This is a genomic window from Streptomyces sp. NPDC001700 (assembly GCF_053596435.1).
In genome coordinates this window covers 271455-284827 of sequence record NZ_JBSFGE010000003.1, presented here as the reverse complement: position 1 = coordinate 284827, position 13373 = coordinate 271455, and the positions used below count along the sequence as shown (strand labels likewise).

Annotated in this window: 16 protein-coding genes; 8 read left to right on the top strand and 8 right to left on the bottom strand. The window is 70.7% G+C overall.

Annotated features, from left to right (window positions below; genetic code table 11):
- Positions 1-69: 69 nt before the first annotated feature.
- Positions 70-1002: a MurR/RpiR family transcriptional regulator gene (locus ACWC5C_RS06975; RefSeq protein WP_450874450.1), complete on the bottom strand. Its 933-nt coding sequence runs from the start codon at positions 1000-1002 to the stop codon at positions 70-72.
- 102 nt (positions 1003-1104) lie between these two features.
- Here ACWC5C_RS06975 and ACWC5C_RS06970 point away from each other — a divergent pair, with 102 nt between their 5' ends.
- Positions 1105-1461 (top strand): hypothetical protein, encoded by a 357-nt coding sequence (locus ACWC5C_RS06970; RefSeq protein ID WP_385446139.1) that lies wholly within the window; start codon positions 1105-1107, stop codon positions 1459-1461.
- 31 nt (positions 1462-1492) lie between these two features.
- Positions 1493-1762 (top strand): DUF4031 domain-containing protein, encoded by a 270-nt coding sequence (locus ACWC5C_RS06965; protein ID WP_450874449.1) that lies wholly within the window; start codon positions 1493-1495, stop codon positions 1760-1762.
- A 21-nt stretch (positions 1763-1783) separates the two neighbouring features.
- Here ACWC5C_RS06965 and ACWC5C_RS06960 read toward each other — a convergent pair whose 3' ends face one another.
- Positions 1784-2998: a Cmx/CmrA family chloramphenicol efflux MFS transporter gene (locus tag ACWC5C_RS06960; RefSeq protein ID WP_450874707.1), complete on the bottom strand. Its 1215-nt coding sequence runs from the start codon at positions 2996-2998 to the stop codon at positions 1784-1786.
- Between the two features lie 188 nt (positions 2999-3186).
- Here ACWC5C_RS06960 and ACWC5C_RS06955 point away from each other — a divergent pair, with 188 nt between their 5' ends.
- Together ACWC5C_RS06955 and ACWC5C_RS06950 are read left to right on the top strand one after the other, a co-directional pair.
- Positions 3187-4518: a DUF222 domain-containing protein gene (locus ACWC5C_RS06955; protein ID WP_450874448.1), complete on the top strand. Its 1332-nt coding sequence runs from the start codon at positions 3187-3189 to the stop codon at positions 4516-4518.
- A 9-nt stretch (positions 4519-4527) separates the two neighbouring features.
- The gene (locus ACWC5C_RS06950) at positions 4528-4776 is read left to right on the top strand and encodes a hypothetical protein (RefSeq protein ID WP_450874706.1); all 249 of its coding nucleotides are present in this window, start codon (positions 4528-4530) and stop codon (positions 4774-4776) included.
- Here the strand turns inward: ACWC5C_RS06950 and ACWC5C_RS06945 are convergent.
- Positions 4752-5084, bottom strand: a complete 333-nt coding sequence (locus ACWC5C_RS06945; protein WP_450874447.1) for a hypothetical protein — start codon at positions 5082-5084, stop codon at positions 4752-4754. The two genes, ACWC5C_RS06950 and ACWC5C_RS06945, sit on opposite strands and share 25 nt — an antisense overlap.
- A gap of 172 nt (positions 5085-5256) precedes the next feature.
- Here ACWC5C_RS06945 and ACWC5C_RS06940 point away from each other — a divergent pair, with 172 nt between their 5' ends.
- Together ACWC5C_RS06940 and ACWC5C_RS06935 are read left to right on the top strand one after the other, a co-directional pair.
- Positions 5257-6087 (top strand): helix-turn-helix domain-containing protein, encoded by an 831-nt coding sequence (locus ACWC5C_RS06940; protein WP_450874446.1) that lies wholly within the window; start codon positions 5257-5259, stop codon positions 6085-6087.
- Complete coding sequence (locus tag ACWC5C_RS06935) at positions 6084-6461, top strand: DUF397 domain-containing protein (RefSeq protein ID WP_450874445.1); 378 nt, start codon at positions 6084-6086, stop codon at positions 6459-6461. The genes ACWC5C_RS06940 and ACWC5C_RS06935 overlap by 4 nt, the downstream gene beginning before the upstream one ends.
- Here the strand turns inward: ACWC5C_RS06935 and ACWC5C_RS06930 are convergent.
- Positions 6448-6885: a glutaredoxin domain-containing protein gene (locus tag ACWC5C_RS06930; RefSeq protein ID WP_450874444.1), complete on the bottom strand. Its 438-nt coding sequence runs from the start codon at positions 6883-6885 to the stop codon at positions 6448-6450. The genes ACWC5C_RS06935 and ACWC5C_RS06930 overlap by 14 nt on opposite strands.
- The gene (locus ACWC5C_RS06925) at positions 6882-7538 is read right to left on the bottom strand and encodes an HD domain-containing protein (RefSeq protein WP_450874443.1); all 657 of its coding nucleotides are present in this window, start codon (positions 7536-7538) and stop codon (positions 6882-6884) included. Before ACWC5C_RS06925 ends, ACWC5C_RS06930 begins: the two co-directional genes overlap by 4 nt.
- 58 nt (positions 7539-7596) lie before the next feature.
- On the opposite strand from ACWC5C_RS06925, the gene ACWC5C_RS06920 reads away from it, so the two are divergent.
- On the top strand, positions 7597-8325 hold the full coding sequence (locus ACWC5C_RS06920; protein ID WP_450874442.1) for a copper homeostasis protein CutC: 729 nt from the start codon (positions 7597-7599) through the stop codon (positions 8323-8325).
- 321 nt (positions 8326-8646) lie between these two features.
- On the opposite strand, the gene ACWC5C_RS06915 is transcribed toward ACWC5C_RS06920, so the two are convergent.
- The 3 genes from ACWC5C_RS06915 to ACWC5C_RS06905 form a co-directional block, all read right to left on the bottom strand.
- On the bottom strand, positions 8647-10743 hold the full coding sequence (locus tag ACWC5C_RS06915) for a HelD family protein (protein WP_450874441.1): 2097 nt from the start codon (positions 10741-10743) through the stop codon (positions 8647-8649).
- 171 nt (positions 10744-10914) lie between these two features.
- Positions 10915-11595, bottom strand: coding sequence for an HAD-IA family hydrolase (locus ACWC5C_RS06910; protein ID WP_450874440.1), 681 nt, complete (start codon positions 11593-11595; stop codon positions 10915-10917).
- Positions 11596-11597: 2 nt separating this feature from the next.
- Entirely contained in the window at positions 11598-12629 is a 1032-nt protein-coding gene (locus tag ACWC5C_RS06905) for an alcohol dehydrogenase family protein (RefSeq protein WP_450874439.1), read from the bottom strand.
- Between the two features lie 116 nt (positions 12630-12745).
- On the opposite strand from ACWC5C_RS06905, the gene ACWC5C_RS06900 reads away from it, so the two are divergent.
- A complete protein-coding gene (locus ACWC5C_RS06900) occupies positions 12746-13363 on the top strand; it encodes a TetR/AcrR family transcriptional regulator (protein WP_450874438.1) in 618 nt (205 codons plus the stop codon).
- Positions 13364-13373: the final 10 nt, after the last annotated feature.

The following is a 13373-nucleotide window of genomic DNA, read 5'->3' as shown; positions in this document are numbered from 1 at the left end:
GCTCTTCCCTACGTAAGCGTGACGGTGGGGGATGGCGGTGCGGGCGCGGGTCCCTCGGCGGGACCCGGCTCAGCGGTGGCTGGGGCGGGGGTCGTGCCGGTGCGCGAGGGCCTCGTACGAGGCGGACAGGGCGGGCGCCGCACTCTCGTACGTGCGCTGCGCCACGCCTATGAACAGGCAGTCCACCACCAGCAGCTGGCTGGTGCGGCTGGACATCGCCGCCGGGCGCAGCTCGCTCTCGCGCGCGGTGGAGGTGGTGAGCACGAGGTCCGCGTACTGCGCGATCTCGCCGTCCGGGCGGCCGGTGATCGCGATGGTGGTCGCCCCGCGCTCGAAGGCGACGCGCAGCGGCTCGATGACGTCCGTCGTCCGCCCCGAATGGGTGATCGCGAGGGCGACGTCGCGGGAGTGCAGCTGGGTGGCGTTGGTGATGGCCAGGTGCGGATCGGCGTGCGCGTGCGCGATCAGACCGATCCGCAGCAGCTTCTGGGCCAGGTCCTGGGCGACCAGGTTCGACGCGCCCACGCCGTATACGTCGATCCGGCGGGCGGCGGCGACCGCGGCGACCGCGGCCTCGACCTGGCCGGGGTCGAGCCCGGCGGCGGTGTCGGCCAGACACTGCTGCTCCTCCTGGGCGAGCTTGGCGATCACGTCCCCGATCGGGTCGTCGACCGCGATGTCCGCCGTGACGGCCGGTGCCCGGCCCGCCGCCTGCTGCGCGGCGAGCGCGGCGAGCGCGAGGCGCAGATCGCGGTATCCGGGGTAGCCGAGCAGTCGGGAGGTACGGACGACGGTGGCTTCGCTGGTGCCCGTACGCTCGGCCAGACCGGTGACGGTGAGCGCCGCGCAGCCCGCCGGATCGCCCGCGACGGCCTCGGCGACGCGCTGCATCGAGCGGGTCATGGACGGGCCCAGGGTGCGGACCTTCGCCGCGAGGGCGGCGGGGGCGGGCACGGCGGGGTCGGTGAGGGGAGTGAAAGTTTCCTTCAACTTACTGCTCACATCTGAAAACTATTTCCGGCCACGAGGTCAGTCAAGACCGCGCGCGATGCCATTCCGTACGCGGGAAGGCGGCGCGACGAAGCAAAGGTGACAATGGGACCCATGAAGCTCGAACATGCACTGCACGCGGCACGGGCGCTCGTCCTGGCCGACCTCGCGGCGGGAGACGTCGCCCAGGCCGACATCGTCTCGCTCGTCGAGGACGCCATCGCGCACCGCCGCTGGTGGGTCGAGCAATGGCCGGAAGGCGTGGCCTTCGTGTCCGGGCTGGTCGCCCAGGACGTCCAGGACGCCCTGCTGGAGCGCTACGGCCGCTGGCCCCTGTGCCCCGTCTGCACCCGGGGCGGCGACCTCCACGCCCTCGACGTGGAACCCGAACTGGGCCCCGATCCGCACTGGGTGTGCGGCAAGACGGCGGTCGCGGTGGCGCCGGTGGGCTCGCTGGGGACCACCCTCTGATGGCGGCGCTGATTCTTTCCGGGCTGATCTGATGGCCGTACTGATCGACCCGCCCTCCTGGCCGGGCCACGGCCGGATGTGGTCCCACCTGGTGAGCGACGTCTCGTACGACGAACTCCACGCCTTCGCCACCCGCATCGGCGCCCCGCGCCGCGGCTTCGACCGCGACCACTACGACGTCCCGAGCGACCTCTACGCGCGGGCGGTGCGGGCGGGGGCGGAGGAGGTGGGCAGCAAGGAGCTGCTGCGCAGGCTTACGGCGGCGGGCTTGCGTCGCCGTAAGCCGGTGGCGCGGGGCTGAGGGCGGACCGTCTCGCTCGTCTTACCGGACCGTCTCGTGTGCGGGGGTGGCGGCCTGACCGGAGGCGATCACCCGCGAGGCCCCCTCCGTACGATGCAGCCGGGCCGCGAGGGCCGTCGTCACGATGCCCGTACCGGCCAGGGCCGCGCCCGTCCAGGCCACCGCCGGGTAGCCCCAGCCCGCGTCGATGACCAGGCCGCCGAGCCAGGGGCCCACCGTGTTGCCGATGTTGAAGGCGGACGTCGTGGTCGCGCCCGCGAGCGTCGGGGCGGCGTTCGCGACGTTGAACATACGGGCGTTGAGCGCGGGCGCGGTGAAGAAGGCGGTGAAGCCGAGCATCAGCGCCAGGCCCACGGCCGCGATCGGGCTGTGCGCGGTCAGCGCGAGGACCGTCAGCACGACCGTCGAGGCGGTGATGCCGCCGTACATCGTCCCGAAGAGGTGCGCGTCCGCGATGCGCCCGCCGACCGCCGTACCGATCAGCGCGCCGACCCCGAACAGCGCCAGCACGGTCGGCACCCAGCCCTCGTCCAGCCCGGCCACGTCCGTGAGTAGCGGCGAGAGGTACGAGAACAGGCAGAAGACCGCGCCTCCGCTCAGCGCGGTGGTGACCAGCGCGAGCCAGACCTGCCGGTCGCGGTAGATGCGCAGCTCGGCCCGGAGCCGCGGCCGGTCCTCCCCGGTCGGCACCTCCGTACGCGGTACGAGCGCGATCACGCCGATCAGCCCGAGCACCGACAGCCCGGCGACCGCCCAGAAGGCGGCGCGCCATCCCGCGTTCTGGCCCAGGAACGCCCCGGCCGGAACCCCGGCGATGTTCGCGACGCTGAGCCCGCCGACCATCACCGCCATGGCCCGCGCCCGCGCGTTCACCGGCACCAACGACACGGCCACCGCCGCCCCCACGGCCCAGAACCCGGCACACGCGAGCGCGCTCACCACCCGCGACGCGAACAACACCCCATACGACGGCGCCACCGCCCCCGCGACCTGCCCGAGCCCGAAGACGGCGAGCAACGCGATCAGCGTCGTACGCCTCGGCAACCGCAACGTGGCCGCTGCCAGCAGCGGCGCCCCAACCACCATCCCGATAGCGAACGCCGATATCAGCAGCCCGGCCGTGGGGATCGTCACCCCCATGTCCCGGGCGACGGGTTGCAACAGCCCGGAGAGCATGAACTCCGAGGTCCCGAGAGCGAAGACGGACAGGCCAAGTACATACACGGCGATGGGCATGCCGACGTCAACGCCCATGCTCGGTCCGCCATTCCTCGCCCGGGGGCGTTCCCTATCTCCCGAACGTTCACTCGAAGTGATGGCTCGGCGGCTGCGGCCTGGCGATGTCACGGAGAGTGATGGATAGTCGAGGTGTGAGCCCGCCAAGGGGAGGCGGGTGTTGAAGCATCACAGGGGGAGTGATCGCCATGACCGCCGTCATGACCGAGAACACGATCAATGACCTGAACGATCCGATCACCCCGGACGAGTGGGCCGCCCATCTGGCCGCCACCGCACCGGGCCCGCACACCGCATCCGTACTGCCGGTCTTGCACGCGGAGAAGCTGTCCCGTACCGGCCGCATCGACGCGCTGAAGGCCCTGGAGCGCCACACCGCCTGGATCCAGGCCCAGCAGGCAAACATCCTCGCCGCCCTGGAAGCCGAGGTCTGGGCCGAGGGCCCACCGGCAGGATGGGATCGCAATACCGAGGCCGCATGGAACTTCACCTGCGAGGAAGTGGCCTGTGCCCTGAAGCTGTCCGGCACGACGGCCGCCCGCCGCTTGGAAGTCGCCCGTGAGCTGGCGAGCCGCTACCCGCCCACACGAGCCCTCCTGGCCCAGGGAGACATTTCCTACTTACAGGCCGCAGCAGTAACCGAAGCCTGCGCCGTCCTCGATCCCGAGGTCGCGGGACAGGTCGAGGCGGCCCTGCTGCACAGGCTGCCGACCATGACCACCGGCCAGACCCGCCGCGCCCTGGCCCGCGAGATCGTCCGAGCCGATCCGGACGGCGCTGAAGAGCGGCACCAAGCCCGCAAGCGACAGCGGCAGATGGTCCACTATCCGCAGGATGACGGAATGGCCATGTGGGGCGCGGTCCTCCCGGCCGAACAGGCAGCGGCCATGACCGCCGCCGTCGACTCCCACGCTGCCACCCTCCCCGATGAGGGCCGCACGCTGGAGCAGAAGCGGGTCGACGCCCTCTACGACCTCATCGTCAACCGCACCGTAAGCAGTTCCGAATCCTCGGGCGGCCGTTCAGCGGCGGTGGTCCAGGTGACCGTTCCGCTGGACGTCCTGATCGGCGACACCGACGACCCCGCCTACCTCAAGGGTTACGGCCCTATCACCGCCGACCAGGCTCGCGGAGTCGCCTTCGCCGAAGGCACCGTCTGGCGCCGCCTGATCACCCATCCCGATACCGGGATGCTGATCAAAACCGATCCCACCACCTACAAACCCACCGCCGAAGTGGAGCGGCACGTCATCGCCCGCGATGCCCACTGCGCCTTCCCCACCTGCCGCATGCCCGCCCACCGTTGCGACCTCGACCACGTCGAACCCTTCAACCACGCCGACCCCACCAAAGGCGGCCCGACCACACCCGACAACCTCACCACCCTCTGCAGACGCCACCACCTCATGAAGACCCACCACCCCGGCTGGGCCCTGAAACGCGACTCCGAGTCCGGCACCACCACCTGGACCGCCCCGACCGGTCACACCTACACCAATCGCCCTCACGACTACCGGTGAGTGATCTTCATGACGGACTGGCAGATCAACCACGTCCCGGAGTGGAAGGTGCGCCGCCTGGACGACGGCAGCCTTGCCCTCCCGCTCCAGATCAGCAGAGGCGGCCAGCTCCTTGGTGCCTCCGAACTGCGACTGAGCCCTACCGCTGCCGAGCACCTGCACGCAGCCCTGTGCTATGCGCTCGACGGCCAGTTGCCACCCACCACTGCTCCCGACTGCCGCAAAACGTATCGCTACCCGGGCCGCCGTTCGGGATGATCCGCGTCCAACTGATCGGCGCCGTCCTCGACATACTCAAGGAGCCGTCCACCCCTGCTCTCCGCGATGCGCAATGCGTCCCTCAACGCCTCCGTCAGGCGGCAGGCCAGGAAGCGAAGCTCTACGACGCCGACCTTCTCGTTGGTGAGCAACGCCTTGGAGTGCTCCAGCAGTTGGGTGCCCATGCCCAGTTGCAGTGTCTCGATCTGGTCTGCCTTCCGGCTCAACCGGCTGTTGTCGTCGTCCGTCGACAAGTAGCAGGGCTTGCCCTCTGGGTCGGACCACGGCAGGAGGCGTAGGCCGTTCATGACATCAGCTCCACTCGGCTGTTCCCTGGACGCCCTGGGCGGGCACCGTATGTAGTCAATTGGTCACCAGGGGAACGCTCCGGCCAATAGAATGAGACGCCTTTAGCCGCACTGCGCAAGTCTGCGAGCTGCCGCGATGCTGGCCGTGATCACATAGCGAGAGGTCACAGCATTGGACGAGACGACCCCATCCGCGAACTTGAATCCGCTCCAGCGATTCGGCCTTGACGTCAAACAGGTGCGTCTCGGCCGCAAGCTCACCCAGAAACGGCTGGGGCAGGCCGCCGGGTACTCGGAGGCGTACGTCAGCAGGGTGGAGGCGGGGAAGCTCCTGCCCAGGCCCAGCGACAAGTTCGCGAAGGGCTGCGACACCGCGTTCGGCACGGCCAACCTGTTCGCGGACATGCTCCGCAGGATCGATGAGGGCGACCACCCCTCGTGGTTCACCCCTTATCTGAATCTGGAGCGCAAGGCGTCGCGGGTGCTGGACTACTCGGCGAATGTCGTGATCGGCATCCTTCAGACGAAGGACTATGCGGAGGCCGTCTTCCGCGCGTACTTCTCGAAGAACGAAGCCGAGGCGATCGAGGGCAAGGTCGCCACGCGACTGAGTCGGCGTGAGGTGTTCGAGCAGGAGACACCGCCGTACCTCTGGGTGATCTTGAACGAAGCGTGCCTGCGCACGGTGGTAGGCGGTGCCGATGTCATGGGCGGGCAACTTGAGTATCTGGTGACGGCTGCCGCGTCACCCCACATCACGCTTCAAGTCCTGCCGTTCTCGGCCGGAGTTCCAGCCGCTTCCACGAAGCCCTTCACGCTGCTGCGCTTTCCGGACTCGCCCACGGTGCTGTACACCGAGACGCGGGTAGGAGGGAGGATGCACGACTCTCCTCAGACGGTCGCCGCAGCCCTCGATGACTATGATCTGCTCAGGGCGCACGCGCTGTCCCCGGATCAGTCAACGGCTCTGATCAAGACTCTGGTGAAGGAGTACCGCGCATGAGCGCCGACCTGGATCTGACCGCTGCCGAGTGGATCAAGTCCTCGTACAGCGACGCTAACGGCGGCCAGTGCGTGGAGTTCTCCCGTACCTTCGCCCGGACCCACGGCGTCGTCCCGGTCCGTGATTCCAAGGTCCCGCACGGGCCGACGCTGAGCTTCCCGGCGGAGGGCTGGGCGTCGTTCGTCGCCGCTGCCGAGTGGATCAAGTCCTCGTACAGCGGCGCCAACGGCGGCCAGTGCGTGGAGTTTTCCCGCACCTTCGCCCAGACTCACGGCGTCGTCCCGGTCCGCGACTCCAAGGACCCGCACGGACCGGCGCTCATCTTCCCGGCAGAGGGCTGGGCATCGTTCGTCTCCGCGCTTACGGAGATGTAGGGAGCTGTTCGCGTACCCAGGCGGGGTCGGGGTTGGTGTGCGGGCGGCCCGCTACCGCGACCGTGGGCACCGTCTCGTTGCCATCGTTGGCTTCCCTCACCGCACTTGCCCCGGCCGGGTCGCGCCAGATGTTGACCCAGTGCAGTTGGCGGGCGCTGCGGCCCAAGTGGATCCGTAGGCGCAGGCAATACGCGCAGCCCGGCCGCCAGTAGACGATCGGCCGACCGTCGGCCGCGCTGCGGCGTTGTGCCTCCGCCGCGCCGATCGACCGGGGGAACACCAGCGGCGAGTTCAGTCCTGCGAGCCCGACGAACAACAGCAGGAGGGCGACGGCGGTTCCGGGGGAGCCCTTGGCGGCCAGCGTGGTCGCGATGAGGGCGCCGGAGGCCGCGAGCAATATCGGCAGGATCCACGCGCGCGTCATGATGAGGCAGATCCCAACAGCTCCAGCTCCGTGGTCATGTTGTGGCGGGCCACCGTCTCCCAGCGGTCGTGGGCTACCGGGGTGCGGAACAGGCGGGGGAGGCCCAGGAGGTGGCGGAGGACGTTCGCGCGGCCTTCGCGGAAGGTGTCGTCCGGGACGAAGCCGTACTCCTCGCGGACCGCCGCCGCGTACGCGCTGTAGGCCTCGGGCGTGCCCGCCAGGACGGCCAGGTCGGCGTCGCAGAGGACTTCGCCGTTGGTGTCGCCCTTGGCGGGGTCGTGGTCGGTGGTGAGGCGGACGAGGCGGGCGGTCTCGGTTACGCGGGCCTCGGGGACGCCCGCTTCCGGGAGGGCGCGTTCGGCGAGGCGGGCGCTGCGGTCCTCGTTGGTCGAGCGGTCGGGGAGGTAGACGGCGTCGTGGAACCAGGCGGCCAGGCGGATCGCGTCGGGGTCGGGGGCCTGGACGTGGGGAAGTAGCTCGTCGATGCGATCCAGGACCGCGATCAGGTGGTCGGTGGTGTGGTACCGGCGCTGGGGTTCGGCCCAGCGGGAGAGCAGGTCGCGGCCGTAGGGGGCCGGGTCGGGGGTGGTGGTGTCGCGGGCGCCGTTGAGGAGGAGCGTCCAGCGAGTGAGGAGCGCGGGGTGGTCGGACATGCGCCCATTCTCCGGGGTGCGGGTTGCGGGGAAAGTGGGGTATGGCAAGCTATGCGGCATGTCTAGACCAATTCTCGAGGTTATCGCCCTCCATGCGGAGGACGCGATCGCGGCAGAAGCCGGAGGGGCGGACCGTCTTGAGCTGGTCACCGACATGGCCGCCGACGGGCTGACGCCCTCCCGGGAGACCTTCGCCGCCGTCCGTTCGGCGGTGGATCTGCCGGTGCGGGTGATGCTCCGCGCGGCCGATGGATTCGCGGCGGGAGACGCCGCGGCCGTCGACGCGCTGTGCCGTCGGGCCGCCGCGCTGTACGCGGAGGGCGCGGACGAGTTCGTACTCGGTTTTCTGGCCGCCGATGGGCTGGCCGATCTCGCTGCCGTTTCCACGCTGGTCGAGGTCATCGGCGCCGGGGCGGGCGTGGACGAGAGCCGCTGGACGTTCCACCGGGCCATCGACCGCGCCTCCGACCGCGACGTGCTCCGTCGGCAGCTGGCCGGGCTGCCCGGCCTGGACACGTACCTCACCGCCGGTTCGGCCCAGGGCGTCGACCACGGCCTGTCGACGCTCCGGGCCGAGGCCGCGCGGGCCGGGGCGGCGGGGTATGAGGCGCGGATCATGGTCGGCGGAGGGCTCCGCCTCGACCACCTCCCCGAACTGCGCGCCACGGGCATCACCGCCTTCCACATCGGCAGCGCGGCCCGCCCGGGCGGCTGGCACGGCCCGGTGGACGCGGCCGCCGTGGGGCAGTGGCGCATCGCGCTCGACGCACCGGTGCCGGTGGGCTGAGGCCCTTGGAGCATGGGGGGCGGGCCTGCTCCCGCCCCCGGCCCGTCGCCCGCCGCCGGGTTGTGGTCGGTGACGGTGGCGACGCCCCCCGCTTGGGGCCCGCCGCTGGGGCGTGACGCTGACGCGCGGTCGGCGATGATGCGGGAGGAGGACGGGGTCGGAGGGGTGGGGTCCTGGACGACGACGTGTATTTGTGGCGCCGTGGACTTCCGGCCCACCCCACGTTCCCGGGCGGCGGCGCCGTAAATATACGAGTCCAGGGCCCTGCCCCGGAGGCCCCGGCGCCCGCACCCACCACCCAGCGCAGCCGCACCCGCAGGGTTACGTCAGGCGCTCCGGGAGTGGGGCCGCGTGGATCACCGTCAGGCCCGAGACCGCTCGGGTCAGGGCCACGTACAGGCGGCGCAGGCCCGTGCGTTCGTCGGGTTCGCCGTCGACCACGGCGGCCGGTTCGTCCAGGACCACGTAGTCGTACTCCAGGCCCTTCGCCAGCGTCGCGGGTACCAGGGTCAGCCTCGCCTCGGGGCTGGTCTCCTCGCCGGGGGAGAGATACCGCAGGCCCGCCTCCGCGAGGGCGGCGGACAGCGCCGGGAGGCGGGCTTCGGCCGCGATCAGGCCGATCGAGCCTTCGTGGGACAGGGCTTCGTGGCAGGCGGTGATCACGGCCGCGTCCAGATCGGCCGGGTTTACGGCTCGTACGGCGAAGTCGCCCGCCGCCTCGCGGATCGAGGTGGCCTCGGACAGGCCGGGCGCGATGGCGGGCAGCAGCCGCGACGCGTACGCGATCACCTCGCGCGGCACCCGGAACCCCTGGGTCAGCTCCTCGACGGTGGAGCCGGGTTTGCCCAGGTGGGTGAGGGCCTCGTGCCAACTGGACGTCGCCCAGGGGGTGGTGCCCTGGGCCAGGTCGCCGAGGATCGTGGCGGAGCCGGTGGTGCAGCGGCGGCCGACGGCGCGGTACTGCATGGGGGACAGGTCCTGCGCCTCGTCCAGGACTACATGGCCGAGGGAATGGGTGCGTTCGATGAGGTCGGTGGCCTCGTCGACGAGCACCGCGTCCTGCGGGGACCACTTCGCGGACTTCACGCTGCGCGGCGGCTTGGTCCACAGGAGGGTCTTCTGCTCGTCGGCGTCGAGGACGCCGTCCGCGTGGGCGGCCAGGAAGTCGGCGTCGGAGAGCAGGCGGAGCACGAGTTTGGCCGGGTCGACGGGCGGCCAGATGGCCTTGACGGCCGCCTTCACGGCGGGGTTACGGGCCACCGCGTCCTGTACGCGGTCGTCGGGGGCCTCGCCCGCCTGCTCCATGCGGACGAGTACGGCGTGCGCGATGCGCTGCGGCAGGGCGTCGCGGGCCGCGCCATAACGGATGTCGCGGGCCAGCAGTTCCGCCACGGTCTCCTCGATCTCGTACGCCGGGACCCGCCAGCGGCGCGAGCCGCGCACCACGACGCACGGTTCGGTGGGCGGGGTGACGTGCGAGCGCAGGGCCCGGCGCAGCACCTCGGCCATGCGGGCGTCGCCCTTGATACGGGCCACGTCGGCGGAGTCGGCGCCGCGTACCTCGACGCCGGTGGCGGGGCGGGCCACCAGGTCCTCGACGGTGGCCTGGGCGACCTGCAACTCGCCCAGCGCGGGCAGCACTTGCTCGATGTAGTGGAGGAAGGAGCGGTTCGGGCCGATGACGAGGGTGCCGGAGCGGGCCAGCCGCTCGCGGTGGGCGTAGAGGAGGTACGCGACCCGGTGCAGGCCGACCGCCGTCTTCCCGGTTCCCGGTGCCCCCTGGACGCAGACTGTGCCGCCGATTCCGGCGCGGACGATCTCGTCCTGCTCGGGCTGGATCGTCGCGACGATGTCCCGCATGGGGCCGACGCGCGGGCGCTCGATCTCGGTCTGGAGCAGCTTGCTGGTCTGCTCCGCCTCGTCCGGGTCGGAGAGCTTCTCGTCCTCGTAGGCGGTCAGCTCACCGCCGGTGTAGCCGAAGCGGCGGCGCAGCCCGACGTCCATGGGGGCCTTCTTGGACGCCTGGTAGAAGGGTTGCGAGACGGGGGCGCGCCAGTCGATGACCATGGGGTCGCCGTCACCGTCGTGTACGTGACGGCGGCCGATGTAGAACGATTCCCCCTCGGCCCCCTCCGCCGCCTCCGCGTCCGGTGCGTGCAGATAGTCGAGGCGGCCGAAGAAGAGCGGGGTGTGGGAGAGGTCGGCGAGGGCCTTGATGCGCTCGCTGACCTGGTGGTGCAGGGCCTCGGCGTTGACCCAGTTCGCGGCGACGTCCTGGAGGTCGAGGGCTTCGACGTCGGCGCGCATGGCGCGCAGGGCGGCGCGGGAGGCGGCGAGGTGGGCGCGTTCCCGTGCGAGAGGGTCGGTCAGGGGTGGTTCTGGCTGGTCAGGGGCGTGCTCAGGGGCGTGCGAGGGCACGGCGTAGCCTCCGGCGGGTACACGAAGCAGAGGTGCGGTACGGACGAGATGCCAGCCGGTTTCCGTCCGGCCGACGGCTCTCCCGAGCGGGAGGCGGCAAGACGGGGGATTTTAGCCAGTGCGTGGACGGGGTGCGAATGATTTATGTCGGGCGTGCGGCGGCGCAGATCTTCACGCCGCCTCCCTCGCGAGTTCTTCGAGGGAGGTGAAGTGGTGGTCGGGTGTGGTGAGTTCGTGGGGGCGGGGCGTCGCGCCGAAACCTGGCAGCCCGTGGCGGCGTTCGATCCAGCAGGTCCGGTAGCCGAGGCCTTTGGACACCTGGATGTCGTGGTACTGGCTCTGTGCGACGTGCATGCACTCGGCCCGGGTGTAGCCGTGAGTGCTCTGCCGTCCGAGACAGTAGGCGAACATCTGCGGGTCGGGCTTGTTGACGCCGACGTCCTCGGCGGTGACCGCGTCGTCGAACGGTGAGCCGAGCGTGGCGGCCATCTGTTCCTGCGCCCAGTTGTCGGCATTGGTCAGGGCGACGAGCCGGAAGCGGCGGCCCAGCGAGCGCAGCGCGGGCGGTGCGTCGGGGAAGGCGGGCCAGTGCGGAATCGACTCGCGCAGCCCGACGTCGCCGGAGAACCCCAGCTCGTCGGCCATGCGCTGCTGGATCGGCGCCAGCATCTGCGTGAACGGAAGCTCTGGCGTGAGGCGCTGCTGGATGGCCTCGCCGCGTCCGAAGGACTCCAGCAGCTCGCCGTCGCTGACCCGGGCCACCGGCCGGAGGCAGTCCAGGATTCCGGTCTCGAAGTCGATGAGGGTGCCGACCACGTCGAAGGTCAGGACCCGGATGCCGTCGAAGGACACGACTACCGCTCCCCGGGGGTCACGACGAGCTTGCCGAAGAAGTTCTTCCTGACGAAGTGCTCTTGTGCGGCCCGGAGCTCGCGCAGGGGATAGGTCGCGGCGAGCAGTGGCCGCAGCTCGCCGCCGGTGATGTGGGCCAGGAGCGCGCGGAAGTCCTCGTGGCTGCCGAAGGAGGAGCCGATGAGCTGGAGCTGATTCAGGTAGACCGTGCGCAGGTCCGTTTCCACCAGGGGTCCGGCGATGGCTCCGGCCACGACGTAACGGCCCAGCGGCCGCAGCGCTCGCAGAAGTGACGGGAAGCCCGGCCCGGCCACGACATCGGCCACGACGTCCACGGAGGCGGCGGGCAGCTCGGTGCTCAGCTTCTCGCGGTCGATCGTGGCGTCGGCGCCCAGCTCGCGGGCTTGCTCCCGCTTGCCACCGCTCACGGCGGCCACCACCCGCGCACCCCGGATCGTGGCCAACTGGATCAGTGCCGATCCCACGCCGCCCGAGGCGCCGGTGACGAGGATCGATTCGCCCGGCCGGACCCCGGCCCTGTTCAGCATCCGCATGGCGGTCGCGTAGGCGGTGGGGAACGTCGCGAGCTGGGCGTCGCTCAGCGGAGTGTCCACGGCGTGCGCATTGCCCGCGGGTACGGTCACGAACTCGGCGAAGCCCCCGTCGCGTTCGCTGCCCAGGTATTCGGTGGTGACCAGCTCCCGCTCGCCGCCCTGGTAGATCATCGGGTCGAGGAGGACCCGCTCGCCGACCCTCGACGCCGGAACGCCCGCACCGACCTCGTCGATGCGTCCTGCGACGTCCGCGCCCTGGATGCGGGGGAACGCAAGGGGCTCCCGGCGCCATCCGGCGCTCGAACCCGGGTCGTCGGCCGAACCGTAGGCGCCCTCGCGGGTCCAGATGTCGGTGTTGTTCAGCGCCGTGGCGCCGACGCGGACCCGCACCTCGTCGGGGCCTGGCCTCGGCTCGGGTACGTCCTCCCGGTAGACGAGCTTCTCGGGACCGCCGAAGCCGGTGAGCAGCACAGCACGCATTTACTTCGCCTCCTCCATAGGTCATGCATAGGCCATGGGTATACCGACCGGTATGGTTACATCCGGCTTCGCGTATAGTCAACACACCGGTCGGTATAGTGCTCAGGGAGGCAGCGATGAGCCCGTCGGAACGCCCGTTGGAAACGAGCCCGTCGGAAGCGAGCCCGTCGGAAACGCTCACCCCTGCGGGGCGTCGGGTGCTCGGCGTCGCCTCAGGGCTCTTCTACCGGGAGGGCATCCACGCCGTAGGGGTCGAGGCGATCGCCACCGCGGCCGGTGTCACGAAGAAGACGCTCTACGCCTGCTTCGGCTCCAAGGACCGGCTCGTGGCCGCCTACCTGCGGGAGAGGGATCTCCGCTGGCGCGGCTGGCTGACCGAATGGGTCGACGGGCATGCCGAGTCCCCTCGGGACCGGTTGCTGGCCACGTTCGACGCCATGGGTGAGTGGATCGAGCGGGAGGACCCGCGCGGCTGCGGTTTCGTCAACGCCCTCGCCGAACTCCCCGCGGCCGAACATCCCGGGCACGCCATCGTCGTCGAGCAGAAGACGTGGCTTCTCGGCTACCTCACCGACCTGGCCACCGCGACGGGCGCCCCGGAGCCGCAGCACCTCGGCAGGACGCTGATGCTGCTCCACGAGGGAGTCGCCGTCTCCGCCGCCACCCGCTGCATACCGGAAGCCGCCCGCCAGGCCCGCAGTGCCGCCGCCGCGCTCGTCCCCGCTGCGGCTTAGCCCGCGTGCC

Bases quoted from the DNA above. Each gene is read 5' to 3' on its own strand.
- ACWC5C_RS06955 (WP_450874448.1), top strand. From the start codon at position 3,187: ATGACCGCCGTCATGACCGAGAACACGATCAATGACCTGAACGATCCG.
- ACWC5C_RS06935 (WP_450874445.1), top strand. From the start codon at position 6,084: ATGAGCGCCGACCTGGATCTGACCGCTGCCGAGTGGATCAAGTCCTCG.
- ACWC5C_RS06960 (WP_450874707.1), bottom strand. From the start codon at position 2,998: ATGCCCATCGCCGTGTATGTACTTGGCCTGTCCGTCTTCGCTCTCGGG.
- ACWC5C_RS06905 (WP_450874439.1), bottom strand. From the start codon at position 12,629: ATGCGTGCTGTGCTGCTCACCGGCTTCGGCGGTCCCGAGAAGCTCGTC.
- ACWC5C_RS06945 (WP_450874447.1), bottom strand. From the start codon at position 5,084: ATGAACGGCCTACGCCTCCTGCCGTGGTCCGACCCAGAGGGCAAGCCC.
- ACWC5C_RS06900 (WP_450874438.1), top strand. From the start codon at position 12,746: ATGAGCCCGTCGGAACGCCCGTTGGAAACGAGCCCGTCGGAAGCGAGC.
- ACWC5C_RS06930 (WP_450874444.1), bottom strand. From the start codon at position 6,885: ATGACGCGCGCGTGGATCCTGCCGATATTGCTCGCGGCCTCCGGCGCC.
- ACWC5C_RS06925 (WP_450874443.1), bottom strand. From the start codon at position 7,538: ATGTCCGACCACCCCGCGCTCCTCACTCGCTGGACGCTCCTCCTCAAC.
- ACWC5C_RS06950 (WP_450874706.1), top strand. From the start codon at position 4,528: ATGACGGACTGGCAGATCAACCACGTCCCGGAGTGGAAGGTGCGCCGC.
- ACWC5C_RS06920 (WP_450874442.1), top strand. From the start codon at position 7,597: ATGTCTAGACCAATTCTCGAGGTTATCGCCCTCCATGCGGAGGACGCG.
- ACWC5C_RS06970 (WP_385446139.1), top strand. From the start codon at position 1,105: ATGAAGCTCGAACATGCACTGCACGCGGCACGGGCGCTCGTCCTGGCC.
- ACWC5C_RS06965 (WP_450874449.1), top strand. From the start codon at position 1,493: ATGGCCGTACTGATCGACCCGCCCTCCTGGCCGGGCCACGGCCGGATG.